At 73.3% G+C, this 20,741-nt stretch carries 18 protein-coding genes; 7 read left to right on the top strand and 11 right to left on the bottom strand.

The window, feature by feature from the left end:
• Window positions 1-14 precede the first annotated feature (14 nt).
• A complete protein-coding gene (gene holA / locus ACE3UN_RS13685; RefSeq protein ID WP_374675517.1) occupies window positions 15-1,115 on the top strand; it encodes a DNA polymerase III subunit delta in 1,101 nt (366 codons plus the stop codon).
• 4 nt (window positions 1,116-1,119) lie between these two features.
• On the opposite strand, the gene ACE3UN_RS13680 is transcribed toward holA, so the two are convergent.
• Entirely contained in the window at window positions 1,120-2,061 is a 942-nt protein-coding gene (locus ACE3UN_RS13680; RefSeq protein WP_374675516.1) for a 2-hydroxyacid dehydrogenase, read from the bottom strand.
• Window positions 2,062-2,147: 86 nt separating this feature from the next.
• Between ACE3UN_RS13680 and ACE3UN_RS13675 the strand changes: the two genes are divergently transcribed.
• Window positions 2,148-3,977 (top strand): putative bifunctional diguanylate cyclase/phosphodiesterase, encoded by a 1,830-nt coding sequence (locus ACE3UN_RS13675; RefSeq protein WP_374675515.1) that lies wholly within the window; start codon window positions 2,148-2,150, stop codon window positions 3,975-3,977.
• Here the strand turns inward: ACE3UN_RS13675 and ACE3UN_RS13670 are convergent.
• Genes ACE3UN_RS13670 through ACE3UN_RS13650 form a run of 5 tightly spaced genes read right to left on the bottom strand, consistent with a single transcriptional unit; the run spans window position 3,932 to window position 8,790 of the window.
• Entirely contained in the window at window positions 3,932-4,459 is a 528-nt protein-coding gene (locus tag ACE3UN_RS13670) for a CinA family protein (protein ID WP_374675514.1), read from the bottom strand. The two genes, ACE3UN_RS13675 and ACE3UN_RS13670, sit on opposite strands and share 46 nt — an antisense overlap.
• An 8-nt stretch (window positions 4,460-4,467) precedes the next feature.
• Window positions 4,468-4,980, bottom strand: a complete 513-nt coding sequence (locus ACE3UN_RS13665; protein ID WP_374675513.1) for a phosphatidylglycerophosphatase A — start codon at window positions 4,978-4,980, stop codon at window positions 4,468-4,470.
• A complete protein-coding gene (gene thiL, locus ACE3UN_RS13660) occupies window positions 4,977-5,951 on the bottom strand; it encodes a thiamine-phosphate kinase (protein WP_374675512.1) in 975 nt (324 codons plus the stop codon). The genes ACE3UN_RS13665 and thiL overlap by 4 nt, the downstream gene beginning before the upstream one ends.
• A gap of 50 nt (window positions 5,952-6,001) precedes the next feature.
• The gene (locus tag ACE3UN_RS13655) at window positions 6,002-6,697 is read right to left on the bottom strand and encodes a response regulator transcription factor (protein ID WP_374675511.1); all 696 of its coding nucleotides are present in this window, start codon (window positions 6,695-6,697) and stop codon (window positions 6,002-6,004) included.
• Window positions 6,694-8,790, bottom strand: a complete 2,097-nt coding sequence (locus ACE3UN_RS13650) for a nitrogen regulation protein NR(II) (RefSeq protein ID WP_374675510.1) — start codon at window positions 8,788-8,790, stop codon at window positions 6,694-6,696. Before ACE3UN_RS13650 ends, ACE3UN_RS13655 begins: the two co-directional genes overlap by 4 nt.
• A gap of 134 nt (window positions 8,791-8,924) precedes the next feature.
• On the opposite strand from ACE3UN_RS13650, the gene ACE3UN_RS13645 reads away from it, so the two are divergent.
• The 4 genes from ACE3UN_RS13645 (at window position 8,925) to ACE3UN_RS13630 (ending at window position 12,407) form a co-directional block, all read left to right on the top strand.
• Entirely contained in the window at window positions 8,925-11,219 is a 2,295-nt protein-coding gene (locus ACE3UN_RS13645) for an NADP-dependent malic enzyme (RefSeq protein ID WP_374675509.1), read from the top strand.
• A gap of 191 nt (window positions 11,220-11,410) precedes the next feature.
• A complete protein-coding gene (locus tag ACE3UN_RS13640) occupies window positions 11,411-11,788 on the top strand; it encodes a ribonuclease domain-containing protein (protein WP_374675604.1) in 378 nt (125 codons plus the stop codon).
• Between the two features lie 53 nt (window positions 11,789-11,841).
• Window positions 11,842-12,237: a barstar family protein gene (locus ACE3UN_RS13635; RefSeq protein WP_374675508.1), complete on the top strand. Its 396-nt coding sequence runs from the start codon at window positions 11,842-11,844 to the stop codon at window positions 12,235-12,237.
• Window positions 12,216-12,407 carry a hypothetical protein gene (locus ACE3UN_RS13630; RefSeq protein ID WP_374675606.1) on the top strand — a complete coding sequence of 64 codons (192 nt, stop codon included), beginning with the start codon at window positions 12,216-12,218 and terminating at the stop codon, window positions 12,405-12,407. The genes ACE3UN_RS13635 and ACE3UN_RS13630 overlap by 22 nt, the downstream gene beginning before the upstream one ends.
• Window positions 12,408-12,534: 127 nt before the next feature.
• Here ACE3UN_RS13630 and rsmA read toward each other — a convergent pair whose 3' ends face one another.
• The 3 genes from rsmA to ACE3UN_RS13615 are packed head-to-tail and all read right to left on the bottom strand — an operon-like array spanning window position 12,535 to window position 16,930.
• Complete coding sequence (gene rsmA, locus ACE3UN_RS13625) at window positions 12,535-13,305, bottom strand: 16S rRNA (adenine(1518)-N(6)/adenine(1519)-N(6))-dimethyltransferase RsmA (RefSeq protein WP_374675507.1); 771 nt, start codon at window positions 13,303-13,305, stop codon at window positions 12,535-12,537.
• Window positions 13,302-14,639 (bottom strand): peptidylprolyl isomerase, encoded by a 1,338-nt coding sequence (locus ACE3UN_RS13620; protein WP_374675506.1) that lies wholly within the window; start codon window positions 14,637-14,639, stop codon window positions 13,302-13,304. The genes rsmA and ACE3UN_RS13620 overlap by 4 nt, the downstream gene beginning before the upstream one ends.
• Window positions 14,636-16,930: an LPS-assembly protein LptD gene (locus ACE3UN_RS13615; RefSeq protein ID WP_374675505.1), complete on the bottom strand. Its 2,295-nt coding sequence runs from the start codon at window positions 16,928-16,930 to the stop codon at window positions 14,636-14,638. Before ACE3UN_RS13615 ends, ACE3UN_RS13620 begins: the two co-directional genes overlap by 4 nt.
• 196 nt (window positions 16,931-17,126) lie before the next feature.
• Between ACE3UN_RS13615 and ACE3UN_RS13610 the strand changes: the two genes are divergently transcribed.
• A complete protein-coding gene (locus tag ACE3UN_RS13610) occupies window positions 17,127-18,200 on the top strand; it encodes an aminoglycoside phosphotransferase family protein (RefSeq protein WP_374675504.1) in 1,074 nt (357 codons plus the stop codon).
• A 1-nt stretch (window position 18,201) separates the two neighbouring features.
• Here ACE3UN_RS13610 and ACE3UN_RS13605 read toward each other — a convergent pair whose 3' ends face one another.
• Window positions 18,202-19,197 carry a LysR family transcriptional regulator gene (locus tag ACE3UN_RS13605; protein ID WP_374675503.1) on the bottom strand — a complete coding sequence of 332 codons (996 nt, stop codon included), beginning with the start codon at window positions 19,195-19,197 and terminating at the stop codon, window positions 18,202-18,204.
• Between the two features lie 91 nt (window positions 19,198-19,288).
• Entirely contained in the window at window positions 19,289-20,728 is a 1,440-nt protein-coding gene (locus ACE3UN_RS13600) for a serine/threonine-protein kinase (RefSeq protein WP_374675502.1), read from the bottom strand.
• Window positions 20,729-20,741 lie beyond the last annotated feature (13 nt).

Here is a 20,741-nt window from a genome sequence, read left to right as displayed (position 1 = left end):
CGGCGCGCCGCACCATGCAGGTCCGCGCCGACCAGCTCGCCACCCAGCTCGCGCGCAGCGGGCTGAAGAGCATCTACACCCTGCACGGCGACGAGCCGCTGCTGGCGCAGGAGGCCGCCGACACGCTGCGCGCGGCCGCGCGCGCCGCCGGTTTCGGCGACCGCCAGGTGTTCACCGTGAGCGGCGCCCACTTCGACTGGAGCGGCGTGCTGGGCGCGGCGCGGTCCATGGGCCTGTTCACCGACCGCCAGCTGATCGAGATCCGCATCCCCAGCGGCAAGCCGGGCAAGGACGGCTCGTCCGCGCTGCAGGCGTACTGCGAGCAGATCTCGCCGGATGTGCTGACGCTGGTGCACCTGCCGCGCCTGGACCGCGAGCAGCTCAAGAGCGCCTGGTTCGCCGCGCTCGACCGGGCCGGTGTCGCCGTGCGCCTGGACCCGATCGAGCGCCATGCGCTGCCCGGCTGGATCGCCCAGCGCCTGGCCGCGCAGGGCCAGCGCGTGGCCGCGGGCGACGCCGGCCAGCAGACCCTGGCCTACTTCGCCGACCGGGTGGAGGGCAACCTGCTGGCCGCGCACCAGGAGCTGCAGAAGCTGGCCCTGCTGTACCCGGCCGGCGAGCTCAGCTTCGAGCAGATCGAATCCGCGGTGCTGGACGTGGCGCGCTTCGACATCGCCCAGCTGGTGTCCGCCGTGCTGGCCGGCCAGCCGGGCCGCGCCCTGCGCATGCTCGACGGCCTGAAGGCCGAGGGCGAGTCGCCCGTGCCCGTGCACTGGATGCTGGCCAACGACGTGATGGCGCTGCAGCGCGCGCGCGGCGCGCTGGCCGCCGGCCTGCCGCTGCCCATGGCGCTGCGCGAGGCGCGGGTGTGGGGCGACAAGGAGCGTGTCTTCCAGGCCCTGCTGCCCGGTGTGGACGACGGCGCCCTGGCCGCGCTGGTGGTGGCCGCCAGCGACTGCGACGGCGTCATCAAGGGCCTGCGCCGGCCGGACTGGCCCGAAGACGCCTGGGAGGCGCTGCGCCGCCTGGCGCTGGGCCTGCTGGACCTGGTGGCCGCCGCCACGGCGCGCCGCGGGGCCGCCCGGCGGCCGATGACGCTGCCCGCGGCCAGCTGAACGCTCAGTAGCCGCGCGAGCGCTCCACCCGGTGGGCCAGCGGCCGCCCGGCGCGGCAGGCGTGCACATTGGCGGCCACCACGCCCGCCGCGGTGCGCGGGTCCGTCAGGGCCGCTGCGTGGGGCAGCACGGTCACCTGGGGATGCGACCAGAACGGATGACCGGGCGCCAGCGGCTCGCTGGCGAACACGTCCAGCACGGCGTGGCCCACCTGGCCCGCGTCCAGGGCCACCAGCAGGTCCGCTTCCACGACATGGGCGCCGCGGGCGAGGTTCACCAGGGCCGCGCCCGGGCGCAGGGCCGCAAAGGCCCGTGCGTCGAGCAGGCCGCGGGTGGCCGCGGTCAGCGGCAGCAGGTTCACCAGCACGTCGCTGCGCGCCAGCAACGGGCCCCAGGCGCCCTCGCCCTCGCAGGCGGCCACGCCGGCCGGCAGCGGCCCGACGGGCGTGCGCCGCCAGCCCGTCACCCGGTAGCCCTGGCCGGCCAGGCGCGCCGCCACCGCCCGGCCGAGCTCACCCAGGCCCAGCACCGCCACATGCACCTCGTCCGCGCGGCGCTGGGGCAGCGGCTGCCAGCAGCCGGCCGACTGCTGCGCGGCGTAGCGGAAGAAGCCACGGTGCAGCGAGAGCACCGCCCACAGCGCGGTCTCGGCCATGGCCGCCGTCATCGCCGGGTCCACCATGCGCGCCACCGGCACGCCGTCGGGCAGCGTGGGGTCGGCCAGCAGCCGGTCCACGCCTGCCCACAGCGACTGCACCAGGCGCAGCGCGGGCAGGCCCTGCAGGCTGCCCGGGGGCGGGTTGGCCACGAGCGCCACGTCCACGCCACCCCGGTCGTCCGGCCCCAGTGCCGTGCGCACCGGCTCGCCGGGCAGGGCGAGGGCCAGGGCGTCCAGCCAGGCCTGCCGCTCCGTGGTGTCAATTTGTCCGCAAAGGTAAATCGTCATGTCTCCCAGCCTAGCGCCTGTTCACAATGCACGGTTCACGTTTCCGGCCTCATCCCAGCGCGTGGCCGGCCGATAGCGAGGGTGTGGTGCCAACACAAGAAGAACCGCCGCCGAGCGAACCGCCGGCGATCGACCGCGCGCCGCTGCCGCGCGTGCGGCGGCGGCTGTCCATCGGCCGCGCCGTCGTGGGCGCCACGCTGGCCAGCCTGCTGGCGGCCGGCATCGGCCTGTGGTGGCTGGACAGCACCTTGGCGGGCGCCGTGGCCGCGGTGTGGCCCGCCGAGCGCCGCCAGGCGGTGGGGCTGGTCCTGCTGCTCCAGGCCGTCGCCGGTGCCCTGGCCCTGTGGATGGTGCTCGCCTGGCGCGTGGTGGAGCCGCTGCGCCGGCTGAAGAAGCAGGCCAGCGAGATCGCGCGCAGCGGCCAGGGCGGCGGCCCGCGCATCGACTGGGACGGCAACGACAACGAGCTGGGCGCCGTGGGCCGGCACCTCAACCGCGCCATCGACCGCATCGACGACCTGCTGGAGGCCCTGGAGGGCCGCCATGCCGAGCTGCACCGGCAGGCCATGGTGGATGCGCTCACCGGGCTGCCCAACCGCCGCCTGTTCGCCGAGCTGTTCACCCACGCCGCCTCGGTGGCGCGGCGGGGCCAGCAGCCGCTGGCGCTGCTGTTCATCGACCTGGACCGCTTCAAGCAGGTGAACGACACCCTCGGCCACCGCGCCGGCGACGAGCTGCTGCGGGTGCTGGGCCAGCGCATGCGCACGGTCATGCGCGGCTCCGACCTGGTCGGGCGCCTGGCCGGCGACGAGTTCGTGGCCCTGCTGTCCGAGGTGGAGGACGCCCAGGCCGTGGCGCATGCCGCGCTGCGGCTCATCCACGCCATCGAGCAACCGGTGCCGCTGCCCGGCCAGCCCGACGTGCAGATGCAGGTCTCGGCCAGCATCGGCATCGCGCGCTTCCCGGCCGACGGGCGGCGCTTCGACGAGCTGCTGCAGCGTGCCGACCAAGCCATGTACCGCGCCAAGGCGGCCGGGCGGGGCCGCTTCGCGCTGTACCGCGCGCAGGACGACGCGCCCGAGCCGGTGACCGGCGGCGGCGACCCGGAGCTCGCGCAGGCGCTGGCGCGCCACGCGCTGCAGCTGCACTACCAGCCACTCATCGACACCCGCGTGGGCCGCGCCGTCGGCGCCGAGGCGCTGCTGCGCTGGCAGCACCCCCAGCAGGGCGTGCTGACGCCGGTGCACTTCATCCACCGCGCCGGCGCGGGCGAGCAGCTGCAGGCCATCACGCGGCATGTGCTGCACGCGGCCTGCGCCCAGCAGGCGCGCTGGAAGGCGGCCGGGCTGGCCGTGGGGCCGGTGGCCGTCAACGTGAGCGCCGCGGAGTTCCGCCACGAGCAGCTGCCCGCCAGCGTGGGCCGCGCCCTGCACGAGCACGGCCTGGTGCCGGGTGACCTGGCCCTGGAGCTGTGCAGCCACATGGTGATGAGCGACCCGGAGTTCAGCCTGCTGCGCGCCGCCGAGCTGCGGCGCGAAGGCGCCGAGCTGGTGCTGGAGAACGTGGGCACGGCGCCGCTGTCGCTGGCCCTGCTGGCGCAGCTGCAGCCCGCGCGGCTGAAGATCGAGGCGGGCCTGGTGGCGGGCCTGCCGCACGACGCCGCCGCCGTCGCCGCCGTGCGCGGCGTGGTGCACCTGGCCCAGGGCATGGGCGTGGGGGTGCTGGCCGTGGGCGTGGAGACCGAGCTGCAGCGCGCCGCCCTGGAGCGCGCCGGCTGCCCGGTGCAGCAGGGCTTTCTGCACGGGCGCCCGGCGCCCGCGGTGGCCGAGCCGGCGTGGGCGCTGTCGGCGGCGGATGCCCCACCCGCGGCTCAGCGCGCCCGGGCGAGTGCCAGCAGCCCGGACAGGGCCCACTGAACCGTCGCGCCGCGCACCTGCGCGCGGTCGCCCGCGAACACCTGCGCCGCCGCCTCGGCCCGCACCTGGCCGCCCGCGTCACGCCAGGCCAGGCCTCGCCACACCAGGCCCACCGGCTTGCCTGGCGTCGCCCCCCCCGGGCCGGCGATGCCGGTGACGGCCACCGCCGCCTGCGCGCGGCTGCGCGCCAGCGCACCCTCGGCCATGGCACGCGCCACCTCGGCGCTCACCGCACCGTGCTGCACGATCAGCGCCGCCGGCACGCCGAGCAGCTCGGTCTTGGCCTCGTTGCTGTAGGTCACCCAGCCGCGCTCGTACCAGTCGCTGGAGCCTGCCAGGTGGGTGCAGGCGGCCCCGATGAGGCCACCCGTGCAGCTTTCGGCCGTGGCCACGCGGGTGCCGCGCCGGCGCAGCGCCTCGGCCAGCGCCTGCACCGCGGGCAGCCAGGCGGTGTCGGGCAGCAGCGGGCTGGCGTCGTCCATGGCGGCCTTCAGTGCCAGAGCCGCCAGGCCAGCGCCAGCACCAGCAGGGTGCACAGCGCTGCCACGGCATCGTCCAGCAGGATGCCGGCGCCCTGGCGCCAGCCGATGGCCGCGCCGGGCGCGAGCTTGTAGCGCCGGTCGGCCCAGGCCACCGGGCCCGGCTTGGCGGCATCGAACAGGCGGAACAGGGCGAACGCGAGCACCTGCCAGCCCCAGTGGGCCGGCATCAGCAGCCACAGCACCGTCCAGAAGGCGAGCACCTCGTCCCACACGATGGCCGAGGGGTCGGCCACGCCCAGGGCCTGGGCCGTGCGGGTGCAGGCCCAGCCGCCCAGCGGCCAGCCGAGCGCCAGCACCACCGCCCAGCCGCCGCTGCCCAGCCACGGGTCCAGCCCCACGAACGCCAGCCAGGCCCACAGCGTGCCCACCGTGCCGGGGGCCACGGGCGACAGCCCACTGCCGAAACCGAGCGACACCCAGTGCGCGGGGTGCGAGCGCATGAAGCGGGCGGTCGGCGTCATGCGCTGCCGAAGTGGTCGAAGCCCGACCAGCCGGACAGGTCCAGCGCGGTGGGGCTGCCGGCCGCCGGCAGCACCTGCAGGCCCTCGGCCGCGGGGGTGATGCGGCCGATGCGGCTGGCCCGCGTGCCGGCGTGTTCGGCGGCGGCCCGCACCGCGGCCGCGGCGCCGGGCGGCGCGCTGAACAGCAGCTCGTAGTCATCGCCGCCGCCCAGCAGGCAGGCCTGCTGCACCGCCTCGGGCTGGGCGGCGAGCCAGGGGCTGCGGGGCAGTGCGTCGAGCCACACGGTGGCCCCCACCTGCGAGCGGGCCAGCACATGGCGCAGGTCACCCAGCAGCCCATCGGACAGGTCGATGGCCGCGCTGGCCACGCCGCGCAGCGCCTGGCCCAGCGCCACGCGCGGCTCGGGACACTCCATGGCCTGGCGCACCTGCTCGAAGCCATCGCCCGGCAGGCGCACCTGGCCGCGGAACACCTCCAGGGCGAGGCGCGCATCGCCCAGCGTGCCGCTGACCCACAGGTCGTCGCCCGGCGCCGCGCCGCTGCGCAGCAGCGCCTGGCCCGCCGGGACCTGGCCCATCACGGTGATCGACAGCGCGAGCGGGCCGGCGGTGGTGTCGCCGCCCACCAGCTCGATGCCATGGCGCTCGGCCAGGGCCAGCATGCCGCGCGCCAGCGGCCCGAGGAACGCGGCGTCGGCGCGCGGCAGGCACAGGCCGAGCGTGAAGGCCAGCGGCTCGGCCCCGCAGGCGGCCAGGTCGCTCAGGTTCACCGCCAGCGCCTTGTGGCCCAGGCGCTCGGGCGGCACGGTGGACAGGAAGTGGCGCCCCTCGACCAGCATGTCGGTGGACACCGCCAGCTGCATGCCCGGTGCCGGCTGCAGCAGCGCGCAATCGTCCCCGCCACCCAGCACGGCGCGCCGCACCGGGGGGCGGAAGAAGGTCTCGATCAGGTCGAACTCACCCAGGGCCATGGCGCGATTGTGGCCGCCCCGGGGCACGCCAGGGCGCGCCTTCGACAGCCTCAGGCCGAACCGCCGGGCGGAAGGGGCAGGTGGTGGCGGTACTGCGCCGCCGGGTGCAGGAGGTTCGCGAGCTCCACCGCGGACTTGACGTTCATCTTGTCGAACACGCGCGCCCGGTGCACCTCCACCGTGCGCACGCTGATGTCCAGCGCGTCGGCGATGAGCTTGTTGGGTCGGCCTTCGACCACCAGCTGCATCACCTCGCGCTCGCGCTCGGTGAGCTCGGCCAGCGCGCGCTCCACGCGGCGGCGGTCGGCGCGCCGGGACAGGGCCCGTTCGCTGACGGCCAGGGCCTGCTCGATGCGGTCGACCAGCGCGTTGTCCGAGAACGGCTTCTCCACGAAATCGAAGGCGCCGCGCTTGACCGCGGCCACGGCCGTGGGCACGTCGCCATGGCCGGTGAGGAAGATCACCGGCAGCGCGTCGACCAGCCCGCGCTCGACCAGCAGCTCGAACAGCGCCAGCCCGGACATGCCGGGCATGCGCACGTCCAGCAGCACGCACGACGGCGCCGTCGGCCAGTCGGCCGGCCCGCGGCCTGCCAGGAACTCGGCGAAGGCGTCGCCGCTGGCAAAGCCCTCGGACAGCAGGCGGCGCGTGCGCAGCAGCCAGGCCAGGGCATCGCGCACCACGTCCTCGTCGTCGACGAGGTACACCATGGGCAGGCCGAATCGGGAGGCAGCGGGCGGGTTCATGGGGCGTCAGGCGGGAGGTCGGCGGTGCGACCGTCGGGCGCCACCGGGAGGGTAAACCGGAACTCCGTTCCCGTGCGCATGCCGTCGCCGGATTCCGCCGGGCCGAAGTCCAGCGCGCCGCCGTGCTGCTCGATCACCGTGCGGCACAGCGACAGGCCCAGGCCCATGCCCTCGGCACGGGTGGTGAAGAAGGGGGTGAACAGCTGCGCCGCCACCTCCGGCGCGATGCCACCCCCGCGGTCGATGACGGCCAGGCGCACCCAGCGGGCGTGCGGCTGGCTCACACGCAGGGTGAGCACCCGTTCGGCCAGCGGCGTCTCGCCGCCCTCCATCGACTGGATGGCGTTGCGCGTGAGGTTCAGCAGCACCTGCTCGACCATCGTGCGGTCGGCCCAGACGCGCGGCGCGGGCTGCGGGCAGTCCACCTCGAGCCGCGTGCCGCTCTTGCGCGCCTGCAGCCGCACCAGGGGCAGCACCGCCTCGATCAGCTCGCCCGCGCCCACCGCCTCGCGCGAGCGCTCGCGACGCCGCACGAAGGCATGCACGCTCTTGATGACGCGCCCCGCCCGCTCGGCCTGCTCGGCCACGCGCTCCAGCGCCTGGCGCACCATCCCCAGCGTCTCGGCCTGCGCCGGCGAGGCCGGCAGGCCCTGCGCCTGGGCCTGCGCATCGGCCACCAGGTTGAGCGAGCCGCTCGCGTAGCTGGCGATCGCGGCCAGCGGCTGGTTCAGCTCGTGGCTGAGCAGCGAGGCCATCTCGCCCACGGTGGCCAGCCGCGCGGTGGCCTGCAGGCGCTCCTGCTGCTGGCGCGAGAGCTCCTCCATGCGGCGCGCCGCGCTCACGTCCAGCACAGCGCTCATCCAGCCGGCGTGGTGCCCGACCCGGTCGCGCAGCGGGGCTTCGTAGATCATCACCGGAAAGCGCTCCCCGGTGCGCCGCATGAACTGCGTCTCGAAGCCCTCGCGCTGGGCGGCGGCGTCGCGCGACAGGGTGAAGCGCTCGGACTGGCGGCGGCGGTACTCCGCGATGTGCTCGGGCGGCCAGTACGGCGGCGGGTCGGTGCCGATGAGCTCCTCGGCACTCCAGCCGACCATGGCGCAGAAAGCCGGGTTCACGTAGGTGATGCGGCCGCGCACGTCGCGTGCGCGCAGGCCGGTGACGAGCGAGTCCTCCATCGCGCGCCGGAAGGCGAGCGCCTCGGCCAGCGCCGTCTCGGCCTTCGCGCGCCGGCGCACGTCCCGCACCAGCAGCACCACCAGCCCGAACAGCAGCAGCGACAGGCCCACGACCAGGGCCACCGTGACGTTGGGAATCAGGCCCGGGCGGCCCTGGGCCGCGTCCGCCCGCAGCTGCAGCGACTGGCCGGGCAGGTCCACGATGCGCGTGGCCTGGTAGATGCCGGCGCCGCGGCGGGTGCCCGCGCGCACCAGCCGCGTGCCGTCGGCCTCGACCAGCGACAGCTCGTGGGCGCTGACGCCGGCCTCGCGCACCGCGTCCTCCAGCAGCTGCGCCAGGGCCAGCGTGGCCACCATGTAGCCGGCGTGCTGGCCGGCGCGGTCCAGCGGCAGGCACAGGTCGATCACCTCCAGGCCCAGCCCGCCCGGCTGCGGCACGAAGTACGAGCGCGAGAACGCCGGCATGGCGGCGCGCCGGGCGCCGGCGCAGGTGGCCAGCATCTCCACCTCCAGGTCGGTGCGGGCGAGGTTGCCGAACAGCGGCGCGCGAAACGGCGCATCGGCGGCCGTGACCAGCCGCAGGCCCTCGTCGCGCAGTTCCATGCGCAGGAACTCGTCACGCTGGCGCATCATCTCCAGCGCGTCGTAGCGCCACTGCACCGGCGGCGGGTCGCCCCAGGTCAGGGCCTGCGCGCCCTGCAGGCTGGCCTGCACCAGGCGGCGCATCTCGGCCGCGGCGAAGGCGGCGACCTCGTCGGTGCGCTCCTGCGCGCGCGATTCCTCGTAGGCGATGGTCAGCCCCACCAGCAGCGACTGCGCCACCAGCAGCAGGCCCACCAGCGCGCCCCACAGCAGCCAGCGAAAGCCCCGGCGGCCGCGCGAGGGCTCCGGGGCGGGGGCGGCGGCGGGTGGCGTCATCACTGGGGCGGCAGTATGGGTGCCCCGCCTGGGGCGCTGCCTAAGCAGTTTCGCGCATGCGCCGGGGCGGCGCCGGCACGCACACTGCCCCATCCTAGAATCGTTGCCCCCCTGCCGCGCCACCCGAGAGCCCCATGCCGACCTTCGAGGAAAAACGAGCCGAACTGCGCCGTGCGGCGCTCGAGTACCACGAGTTCCCGACGCCGGGCAAGGTGGCCATCGCCGCGACCAAGCAGCTGACGAACCAGCGCGACCTGGCGCTGGCGTACTCGCCCGGCGTGGCGGCCGCCTGCGAGGAGATCGTCGAGGACCCGGCCAACGCCTTCCGCTACACCTCGCGCGGCAACCTGGTGGCCGTGGTCACCAACGGCACCGCCGTGCTGGGCCTGGGCGACATCGGGCCGCTGGCGTCCAAGCCGGTCATGGAAGGCAAGGGCGTGCTGTTCAAGAAGTTCGCCGGCATCGATGTGTTCGACATCGAGATCAACGAGAAGGACCCGGACCGCCTGGTGGAGGTGATCGCCGCGCTGGAGCCCACCTTCGGCGGCATCAACCTCGAGGACATCAAGGCGCCCGACTGCTTCTACGTCGAGCGCAAGCTGCGCGAGCGGCTGTCGATCCCCGTCTTCCACGACGACCAGCACGGCACCGCCATCGTGGTGGGTGCGGCCCTGCTCAACGGCCTGAAGGTGGTGGGCAAGAGCATCAAGGAGATCAAGCTGGTCTCCTCAGGGGCCGGCGCCGCGGCGCTGGCCTGCCTGAACCTGCTGGTCAAGCTGGGCCTGCCGCGCGAGAACATCTGGGTGACCGACCTCGCGGGCGTGGTCTACGAGGGCCGCGCCGAACTCATGGACCCGGACAAGGCCGAGTTCGCGCAGCCCACCGAGCTGCGCCAGCTGGCCCAGGTGATCGCCGGCGCCGACGTCTTCCTGGGCCTGTCGGCCGGCGGCGTGCTCAAGCCCGAGATGGTGGCGGCCATGGGCCCGAAGCCGCTGATCTTCGCGCTGGCCAACCCCACGCCGGAGATCATGCCGGAGGAGGTCAAGGCGGTGCGCGACGACGCCATCATGGCCACCGGCCGCACCGACTACCCCAACCAGGTCAACAACGTCCTGTGCTTCCCCTACATCTTCCGGGGCGCACTCGACTGCGGCGCCAGGACCATCAACGACGAGATGGAGATCGCCGCGGTCAAGGCCATCGCCGATCTCGCGCAGGCCGAGCAGAGCGACGTGGTGGCCACCGCCTACGCCGGCCAGACGCTCTCGTTCGGGCCGGACTACCTCATCCCCAAGCCGTTCGACCCGCGGCTGATGATCCAGATCGCGCCCGCGGTGGCCGACGCGGCGCGCGAATCCGGCGTCGCGCAACGCCCGATCACCGACCTGGCGGCCTACCGCGAGAAGCTGCACAGCTTCGTCTACGCCTCGGGCAACCTGATGAAGCCGATCTTCACGCTGGCCAAGAAGGCCGCGCACAAGAAGATCGCCTACGCCGAGGGCGAGGACCGTCGGGTGCTGTCGGCCGTGCAAGTGGTGGTGGATGAAGGCCTGGCCCAGCCCTGGCTGGTGGGGCGGCGCAGCATCATCCACGCGCGCATCGCCAAGATGGGCCTGCGGCTGCAGGAGGGGCGCGACTACCAGCTGGTCAACATCGACGACGACCCGCGTTACCGCGACTACTGGCAGACCTACCACCAGATGATGGAGCGCCGCGGCGTGACCGTGCAGCTGGCGAAGATCGAGATGCGCCGGCGACTGACGCTCATCTCCAGCATGCTGCTGCACAAGGGCGAGGTGGACGGCATGATCTGCGGCACCTGGGGCACGCCGCAGCTGCACCTGCACCACGTGGAGGCCGTCATCGGCCGCCGACCGGGGGTGAAGACCTTCGCCTGCATGAACGGCCTGCTGCTGCCGGGCCGCCAGGTGTTCCTGGTCGACACGCACATCAACTACGACCCCACGCCCGAGCAGCTGTGCGAGATCACGGTGCTGGCGGCCGAGGAGATGCGCCGCTTCGGCATCCAGCCCAAGGCCGCGCTGCTGTCGCACTCCAACTTCGGCTCCAGCAACCAGCCCTCGGCCGTGAAGATGCGCGAGGCGCTCGCGCTCATCCAGCAGGCGGCGCCGTGGCTGGAGATCGACGGCGAGATGCACGGCGACGCGGCGCTGGACGCCGCCTACCGCGCAGAGCTCATGCCGCGCAGCACCCTCAAGGGCGAAGCCAACCTGCTCGTGCTGCCCAACATCGACGCGGCCAACATCAGCTACAACCTGCTCAAGACGGCGTCCGGCGGCGGCATCGCCATCGGTCCGGTCCTGCTGGGTGCGGCGCAGCCGGTGCACATCCTGACGCCGTCCGCGACGGTGCGCCGGCTGGTCAACATGACCGCCCTGACGGTGGCCGACGCGAACGCCGGCCGTTGATTCGCCAGCCATTTCCGAGTAGCGACCACTCACGTTCAAACGGGCGCCATGCCTCATTTTGAGGCATTGGCCTTGTGGTTTCCGAACCACTCGGGTACCATGACGGTTTGAGTCTTCAGGGTAAACCCGTGGCCAGAGGGGGTTCACTGCCGGAGGGGCGGTTCTTGCGCAAGCGAGGCGGCCTGTTCGTGATGGCAGCGGTCCTCGCCGGCGCGCTCGGGGTGGCCCTTGGCGCTGGAGCCCCCGCCCGCGAGTCGTTTCGCGGGTCAGCACCGGCGGCCGGTACGGTGGCCCTGGCCGCCTTGCCGGCGGAGGCCCAGCACACCGAGCGCTTGATCCGCTCCGGCGGCCCCTTCCCCTACGCGAAGGACGGCACCGTGTTCGGCAACCGCGAGCGCCTGCTGCCCAGCCATCCGCGAGGGTACTACCGCGAATACACCGTGCCCACGCCGGGGTCCCGTGACCGTGGCGCACGGCGCATCGTCTGCGGCGGCGTGCAGCCGCGGGAACCCGAAGCCTGTTTCTATACCGAAGATCACTACGCGAGCTTTCGCCGCATCGTGAAGTGATCTGCGGGGCGAGCTTCGTTCGGTTTCATCGTTGATCAAGGAGGAACGTGACCATGCTCTTGCAGACCGTCCGTCCCAACATCGTGCAGGCAATACGCGCCTATCGGGTCGACGACCTGATGAGCGCGGCGCAGGAAGCTGGCCAGCACTTCCTGTACGCCAATCTCTCCGAGGCGCAATCCAAGCAGGACGTGCTCGACGGCATCGCCAGCTCGTTCCTCTTTCCGCAGCACTTCGGCAAGAACCTGGACGCGCTGTACGACTGCATGACGGACCTTGTCCACAAGGCGGGCTCCCAGCCCGGCTTCATCGTCGTGCTCGAGCAGATCCCCGACAACCCGCGCTTCGACCGCGAATCGCGCGAGCAGCTGCTGGACGTCTTCCGTGACGCCGCCGACTTCTGGGCCGAAAGGAAGATACCGTTCAGGTGCTTCTATTCTTTTCAGTAGCCCGCTCCCAGGAAAACGGGTCATGGGAGCGGGCTGCGGAAACGGCCCCCACGGAAACCAAGCCGGCCGCCAAGGCGGCCAGCAAGAACGGCATCAACCCGAACTTCGGGATGAACATGCCCATGATGAGCAGCGCGTTCGACACCGCCATGTGGCTCAACGCCGCCTGAGAACTTGCCCACCCCCGAGGCGCCTGGCGGCGCCTCCCCCTCAAGGGGGCGCGGCCAGCGGCCCGGCGGAGCCGGCTCCGCGGCCACCGCTTGGAGAGTGACCTTGGCCCGCCTTTGGCGGGCCTTGTCACTGGTGGGGCGGAAGCGATTGCGCGAGGGCGATGAACTCGGCGACGGGGACTTCCTCGGCGCGGCGCTGGAGGTCGAAGTCGCCGGTGTAGCCCTGGCCTTCGAGCCAGCGGCCCAGCGCGTGGCGCAGCAGCTTGCGGCGCTGGGAGAACGCGGCAGCCACCAGCGCCTCGAGCCGGGCGGGGTCCACGTCGGCCGCCTGTGGCCAGGGCGTCATGCGCACCACGGCCGAATCGACCTGCGGCGGCGGGTCGAAGGCCTCGGGCGGCACGTCGACGAGCGACTCGATGTCGTAGCGCCACTGCAGCATCACCGACAACCGACCATAGGTCTTGCTGCCCGGCCCGGCGGCCATGCGGTCCACCACTTCCTTCTGCAGCATGAAGTGCTGGTCGACCACACGGTGGGCCCACGGCAGCAGGTGGAACAGGATGGGCGTGGAGATGTTGTAGGGCAGGTTGCCCACCACACGCAGCGGCTGGCCCGCGGCGTCCGCCAGCGCGCCGAAATCCACGCGCAGCACGTCCGACTCCACCACCTGCAGCGCGGGATTGCGGCGCAGGCGCGCGGCCAGGTCGCGGTCGAGCTCCACCACGGTCAGGCGCTCGCCGCGCGCCAGCAGCGGCTCGGTGAGCGCGCCCAGGCCGGGGCCGATCTCCACCAGCGCCTGGCCCGGCCGCGGGTCGATGGCGCGCACGATGGCGTCGATGATGGCGCTGTCAGTCAGGAAGTGCTGGCCGAAGCGCTTGCGCGCGGTGTGGGGCTTCACAAGGCCTGCGGCGGCTCGCGCATCTCGATGTAGGCCCGGGCACGCAGCTCGGCCACCCAGTCGGCGTAGGCCGGGTCGAACTTCTGCTCGCGCAAGGTGTTGCGCACCTGCTCGCGCAGCTCCTTGGGGTCGATGGGGACCTGGCGGCGCTCGACCACCTGGATGAGGTGCACGCCGAAGCGCGACACGATGGGGGCGGACACGCCGCCGAGCGGCAGGCGGGCCATGGCCTCCTCGAACTCCGGCACGAAGTTGCCCGGCGAGGCCCAGCCCAGATCCCCGCCCGCCGCGGCACTGCCGTCCTCGGAGAACTGGCGCGCCAGGTCCTCGAAGCGGCGCTGTCCGGACACCACCTGCTCGCGCAGCTCGACCAGGCGCCGGCCCGCCGCCTCGGCCGACACCGTGGCCGACGGCCGCAGCAGGATGTGGCGCGCACGCGTCTGCGTCACGGTGGCCATGCTGGTCTCGCTGCGCGACAGCAGCTTCAGCACGTGCCAGCCGGCCCCGCTGCGCAGGGGCTCGGCCGAGAAGCCGCCCACGGCCAGCGGCTTGACCGCCTCGACGAAGAGGTCCGGCAGGCGCTCCTCGGGCTTCGGGCCGATCTCGCCGCCCTTTTCGCGGTTGGCGTCCTCCGAGACCTCGCGCGCGACACGGTCGAAGGGCTCGCCGGCGCGCAGGCGCTGGATCACGGCCTGGGCCCGCGCCCGCCGCTCGGCCACCACGTCCGCCGAGGCGCTCTCCGGCACCGAGACGAGGATCTGCGCGATGTTGAGCTCGGTGGACGCACCGAGCTTGGCCTGGCGCTGGGCCAGGGTGGCGTCCACCTCCGCGTCGGTCACCCGGATGCGGCTGACGACCTCGCGCTCGCGCACCCGCTCGGCCAGGATCTGGTCGCGCAGGTTGGCGCGAAAGCGCGCGTAGTCGACGCCCTCGGCACGCAGGCGCTGCTGCAGGCGCTCGACCGTGAGCTTGTTCATCGCCGCCACGTTGGCCACGGCCCGGTCGAGCTCGGGCTCGTCCACGCGCATGCCGCTGTCACGGGCGTAGGTGACGATCACCCGCTCCTCGATGAGCGCGTTGAGCACCTGGCGGCGCAGCTCGTCGTCGGGCGGCAGCCGGGCGCCGGAGCGCTGCGCATCGGCGCGGATGCGCGCCAGCCGCTGCTCCACCTCGACCTGCGTGACCAGCTCGTTGTTGACGACGGCCACGATGTAGTCGGCCGACTGCGTGGCGACGCGCGGGGCCGGCTGCTGCGCGCGGGCGACGGGGCCGCCCGCCAGCAGGGTGGCGCCCAGCGCCAGGGCGGCGGCACGAAGGAGGAAGGGGTGGGTCATGGGCTCGAGGGAATCGTGGGGCTGGCCAGGCGCGACGCCGGTTCGTCGGCGTCGTCGCGCAGCAGCCGGTAGCCGGGGATATTGTCCTTCAGGACCTTCAGCGGGTTGCTGCCCAGGCGGGACAGGCCCACCAGCTCCAGCTGCAGCATCCAGCGGGTGGTCGCCTCGTCCAGGCTGGTCGACACCCGCTGGACGACGAAGCGGCCGATCCAGCAGCCGGCGTCGTACTCCAGCCCCGCGAGGGAATCGGTGACCCGGCTCTCGCGCATGCTGAAGTTGACCCGGCCCACGCCGTACAGCGTGCCGCCGCAGCCGTTGGCGCGCGGCGCGCCGCGGTACAGCGGCCACTGCCAGCCCAGCTCGAACTGCTCGGACAGGCCGCGCGCATACCGGTAGGTGCCGGACAAGGTGTGGAACGGTTCGGGCTGCCAGCGCGCCGACACGATGGAGCGCACCGGCCGGTCGATCACGGCGTTGTACTGCACCGTGCCATCGAACACCCAGCTCTGGAACAGGCTGCCCGAGCCGAACAGCAGCAGGTCGGAGACCCGCTTGTCGCCCTCCACGCCTTCGGGCGTGAGGCGCTGGTCACGGAACAGGAAGCGCTGCGCCACGCCCAGGCGCAGGCGTTCGACGCCGCTGCCGCGCTCCACCCAGCGCGAGGTGGCGCCCAGCGTCACCTGGTGGGTGTCGGCGATGCGGTCGATGCCCGAGAACGGGTTGTCCGCGTAGATCGACACCGCGTTGAAGTCGCTCGCCGCGGTGTCGAACAGCGGCAGCGCCGCCTGGTCGCGCCACGGGGTGTTCACGTAGTGCAGCCGCGGCTCCAGGGTCTGGCGCAGGTCGCGGTCGAACAGCGTGCTGGCACGGTCGAAGCGCAGGCCGGCGTCCGCGCTGGCCGTGGGGATGACGCGGGTGGCGTCGCGCCGGCCGTCGCTCATGGGGCGGTCGGTGCGGTAGCTGGCCGCGTTCAGCGCCAGGCGGGGCGTGAACCAGCCCCAGCCTTCGTCGAAGGGCCGGTACAGCGCACCCTGCAGGTGCACGCGCGACCCGTCGCTGCGGCTGTCGCCCACCAGGTCGTCCGCCCGCTCGAAGCGGTTGGCCTCGGCCTCCAGCTCCCAGCGCACGGCGCCGCCGCCGAGGCCGCGCAGGCCCAGCTGCGGCATGCGCTCGTAGGGCGGCAGGATGGCGGCCTCGTCCTGCAGCACCTGCCAGGCCTGGGTGCGGGCGTACAGGTCGAGCCGGCTGTCGGCGCCCAGCCACCAGCGCCGCTCCAGCGAGGCGGCCTGGGGCAGCAGTCGCCGCGTCAGGCTGGGCAGCTGGTTGGAGAAGTCCTTCCAGTACTCGTCGTCCGAGGCGCGCATGACGCGGGCCGCATAGCGCCACTCGCGGTCGAGCGTGCCCACATGCGCCCAGTCGAGCGAATACCGCGTCTGCCGCCCCTCGGGCGCCACGCGGTCGTGCGGCACGGTGTGCACGTCCAGCCGTCCCTCGTCGGCGGGCTGCAGGTAACGCAGCTCGGCCTCCAGCCCGAAGCCGCGGCGGGTGGCCACGGAAGGCGTGGTGATGAGGTCGTAGTTGGGCGCCAGGTTCCAGTAGTAGGGCACCGCCAGGGAAATGCCGCCGCGCGTGTCGCTGTCGAGCTCGGGCGGCAGCCAGCCGGACTTGCGCTCGCCCGTGGCGGGAAAGCTGATCGCCGGCGCCGCCAGGATGGGCACGCCCAGGAACTGCAGCACCGCCCCGTGCGCCACGCCCTCGTTGCGCTCGAAATCCAGTTCCAGGCGGTCCGCCGAGAGCAGCCAGTCGGGCTGCGGGGGCGGGCCCATCTCGTCCCCGGTGGCCTGGTCGCGCGGGCAGCTCGTGTAGTCGGCGCGCAGCGCGGTGAGCCGGCGCTCGCCGGAGAAGTCGATGCGCTCGGCCTGGCCGCCCGCGCCCGTGCGGGCGAAGTGGTAGGTGGGGTGGCGCACCGAGCCGGCCCGGGTGGCGAGGTTGACCTGGGCCTCGGTGCCCGTGAAGCGGTCCCCCTCCCGCTGCAGCACCACCTGGCCGCTGGCGCGGGCCCACTGGGTGCTGGCGTGGTAGCGCAGCAGGTCGGCGCTGAGGTGCATGGCGCCCTGGCGCAGCAGCACCTCGCCTTCGGCCACCGTCTCGCCGTCCAGCGTGCTGCGCACATCGTTGGCGGTGAGTTCCACCGGCAGGGGCGCGGCCGGCTGCGCCCGGACGCCCGCGCACGCGAGGGCGCAGGCCAGGGCCAGCACGGCGGGGGCCGCCGGGCAGGGGGAGGGGCGCAACGGGCGGGACGGGGTCTGGCGGGTCACGCGGGAAGGACGCGGCTGGGGCGCGGGCGAGCGCGGTGGGGTGGAAAGGGCGCCGCCACGCCGGGCCGGCCAGGCGGCCTGCTCGAACCCGGGCACCGCTTCAGCGCCGCGGCACGGGCAGGGCGTCACTAGAATCGCCGCGGATTATCCACGCGCATTCCCGACCCCGATGACCGCCACGGCGCCCACGCCGCCTGCCGCCGCGCAGGCACCGATCACCTGGGCCGATCCGGCCCGCCACGCCGCCTTCGACCGCTGGCTCGCCGAGGCCGCCGCGCCTGGCGGCTGGCGGCTGGCGAGCCTGCGCGCCGCGTCCGCGGACGCCAGCGCGCGGCGCTACTTCCGCCTGGACGGCCCGGGCGGTGCCACGGCGATCGTCATGGACGCGCCGCCGCACGATTCCGACAGTGGCCACTTCCTGGCCCTGGCCCGGCGCATCCGCGAGGCGGGTCTGCATGCGCCCGAGGTGCTGGCGGCCGACGCGGCCCAGGGCTTCGCGCTGCTGGAGGACGTGGGACCGCACAGCTACCTGGACGCCCTGCGCGAGGCCGACACGGCCACCGCGCAGCGCCTGATGCGCGACGCCATCCGTGCCCTGGTGCACTGGCAGCAGCACCTGCCGGCCGGCGACCTGCCGCCCTACGACGACGCCCTGCTGCGCCGGGAGCTGGCGCTGTTCCCCGAGTGGTGCGTGCAGCGCGAGCACGGCATCACCTGGGGCCCCACCGAGCAGGCCCGGTGGCAGAAGGTGTGCGACCTGCTGGTGGCCAGCGCGCTGGCCCAGCCGGTGGTGCCGGTGCACCGTGACTACATGGTGCGCAACCTCATGGTGTCCGACCCCAATCCCGCCGTGCTGGACTTCCAGGACGCGGTGCGGGGCCCGCTGAGCTACGACATCGCCTCGCTCATCCGCGATGCCTTCTTCTCGTGGGAGGAGGAGCAGGAGATCGACTGGGCGGTGCGCTACTGGGACGCCGCCCGCCAGGCCGGCCTGGCGGTGCCCGAGGACTTCGGCGAGTTCTGGCGCCAGGTGGAGTGGATGGGCCTGCAGCGCCACCTCAAGGTGATGGGCATCTTCTGCCGCCTGAAGCACCGCGACGGCAAGCCGCACTACCGCGAGGACCTGCCCCGCTTCATCGGCTATGCCACCAAGGTGGCGATGCGCTACCGGCCGCTGGCCGAGCTGCTGCCCCTGCTCGAGCCGCTGGGCGGCCACGCCGTGGCGCGCGGCTACACCTTCTAGGCTAGGCCAGCGCGCCCGGCGCCTCGATGGGCGTGGCGGTGCAGGTCTCGCAGCCCGCGGCGGCCAGCCAGGGGTCCCGGTCCTCGCCGCCGAAGATCTCGACCAGGAAATCGAGCATCGCCCGCGTGCGCGCCGGCACATGCTGGCGGGTGGGCATGCCCACCCACAGCGTGGACGAGAACAGGCGCCACTCGGGCAGCACGCGCTCCAGCGCATGCTCGATCAGCGCATCGGCCACCACGAAGGACGGCAGCCCGGCGATGCCGAGCCCGGCCAGCGCGGCGGCGTAGTTGGTGTCGGTGTGGATGGTGCTGAGCACGCCGCGGTGCGGCACGGCATGGTGGGTCTCGAACGCCCCTTCGCCGTTTTCGCCCACCGCGCCACGGTAGAAGGTCATCGCGCGCTGCAGGTCGGAGATGGGCGGGATCAGCACGTCGTGCTCCAGCAGCTCGCGCGGGTGCTGCGGCCGGCCGCGGCGGTCCAGGTACTCGGGCGAGGCGCAGGTGATCACCTCGGTGCGCGCCAGGCGCCGCGCGACGAAGTTGCCGTCCAGGGGCTTGCGCAGCACCATGACGCTCAGGTCGAAGCTGTCGTCCACCGTCTCCACCGGCCCGCTGGCGACGATCTCCACCGACACCAGCGGGTAGCGCGCGTGGAAACGCGGCAGGTGCTTGGCCAGCTGGTGCACCGCCACCGCCGGCGGCATCAGCAGCCGCACCGGGCCGCGCGGCTCGGCCACCGACGCATGGGCCAGCGCCTCCGCCTCGTCCACGTCGGCCAGGATGCGTCGCACACGCTCCAGGTAGGCCTCGCCGATCTCGGTGAGCGCGATGCGGCGGGTGGTGCGGTTCATCAGGCGCGCACCGAGGTGTTCCTCCAGCTCGGCGACCAGGCGGGTGACGACGGCCGGGGCCAGGTCCAGCGCCCGCGCAGCGCCGGCAAAGCTGCCCTCGTCGATGACGCGGGCGAAGACCCGCATGGCACGCAAGGAATCCATGCGCGGATTATTGCGCCAACTTATGGCATTGAGTCAACACGGGGCGGCTTTGTTGCCGCCTTGGCAACGCCGGACGCCCGGCCTGCGGGCGTCAGAGGATGCGCCGCGGGTGCGCCAGGGCCTCGTGGGCGGCATGCAGCCGGCGCACGAGCACGCGGATGAAGGCGGCGTCGAAGCGGTGGCGGGTGTCCGGCGTGAGCTGGGCCAGGCTGTCGGGGTTGAAGGACACCGTGGTGCAGGGCTCGCTCACGATGACGTCGGCCACGTGCTTGCGCAGGTCGGGGCTGGGCGCCAGGTAGGCCATCTCGCCCACCGAGGTGCCGGCGCCCAGGCGCGCCACGCGTTCGCCGTCGCGGAACACCTCCACCTCGCCCTGGGCGATGCAGTAGAACTGCTTGCCCTCCTGGCCGCGCTTGAAGATCTTGTGGCCGAAGGGAAAACGCTGCCACTTGGCGCGGTGCACCACCTCCCACAGCTCCACGTCGCCGAACTCGGCGAAGAACTCCAGTGAGCGCAGCAGGTTGAAGCGCTCCGAGTCGAGCACGCGCTGCAGCTGGCCGCGCGGCACCTCGTGGTTGGTGATCAGGGCGGACAGCGCCTGCGCGAACTGGTCCCAGTCCTCGGGGCGGTCGGCCGGCGCCTTGGCCAGCGCGCTGCGGATGGTGAGGTCCAGCGCCTCGCTGACGCCCTCGCGCAGGCCGGTGAGCGACGGGGCCTCGGCGTGGCAGATCATGTGCAGCAGCGCGCCCTGGCTCTCCGCCTCGAACGGCGGGCGGCCGGCGATGAGGTGGTACAGCACCGCCGCCAGCGAATAGATGTCGGCCCGGCAATCGAGCGTGGAGCCTTCGAGCTGCTCCGGGGACATGTAGGCCAGCGAGCCCACGCGGTGGATCTGCGTGCGGTCGGAGCCCATGTTCAGCACGCTGCCGAAGTCGGTGAGCTTGATGTCGAGCAGCTCGGGGCCGTCGGTGATGGCCAGGATGTTGGCCGGCTTCACGTCCCGGTGGATCAGCCCCTGGCGCCACACGTAGCCCAGCGCCATGGCGCACTTGAAGCCGATCTCCACCACCTGTTCCAGCGGCAGCAGGCGGTCCTGCTGGCAGAAGTGGCGCAGGGTGGCCCCTGGCACATACTCCATCACCAGGTAGGGCCGCATGCCATCGTCCACCGAGTCGTGGATCTGCACCACGTTCGGGTGGTTCAGCCGCCCCACCAGCGCCGCCTCGGCGGCAAAGAAGTGGGGCGAGAAGTGCACGTCGGCCTCGGAGCGCCCGACGGCCGAGCGCACCCGCTTGATCGCCACCTCGCGGTCGTGGAAGTCGTCGTAGGCGAGGAACACCTCGCTGGTGGCGCCTTCGCCCAGGCGCCGCAGCACCCGGTACTTGCCGATCATGGGCGGGTCGTCCGGCTCCAGCCGCGCCAGCGCCACGGTGGAGTGCCCGCCGCGCGGCCGCGAGCGCGCCCCCGAGCCCAAGCCCGAGGGCAGCGACGACGAGGACGGCGAGGAGCGGGACGGGCGGGTGGAGGTCACGGCTTGCGGGCGG

The sequence above is a fragment of the Ideonella sp. genome (assembly GCF_041918995.1).
Taxonomy (GTDB): domain Bacteria; phylum Pseudomonadota; class Gammaproteobacteria; order Burkholderiales; family Burkholderiaceae_C; genus Ideonella.
The sequence above is the reverse complement of the archived record's forward strand: the minus strand, read 5'-3'. Positions and strand labels throughout refer to the sequence as shown.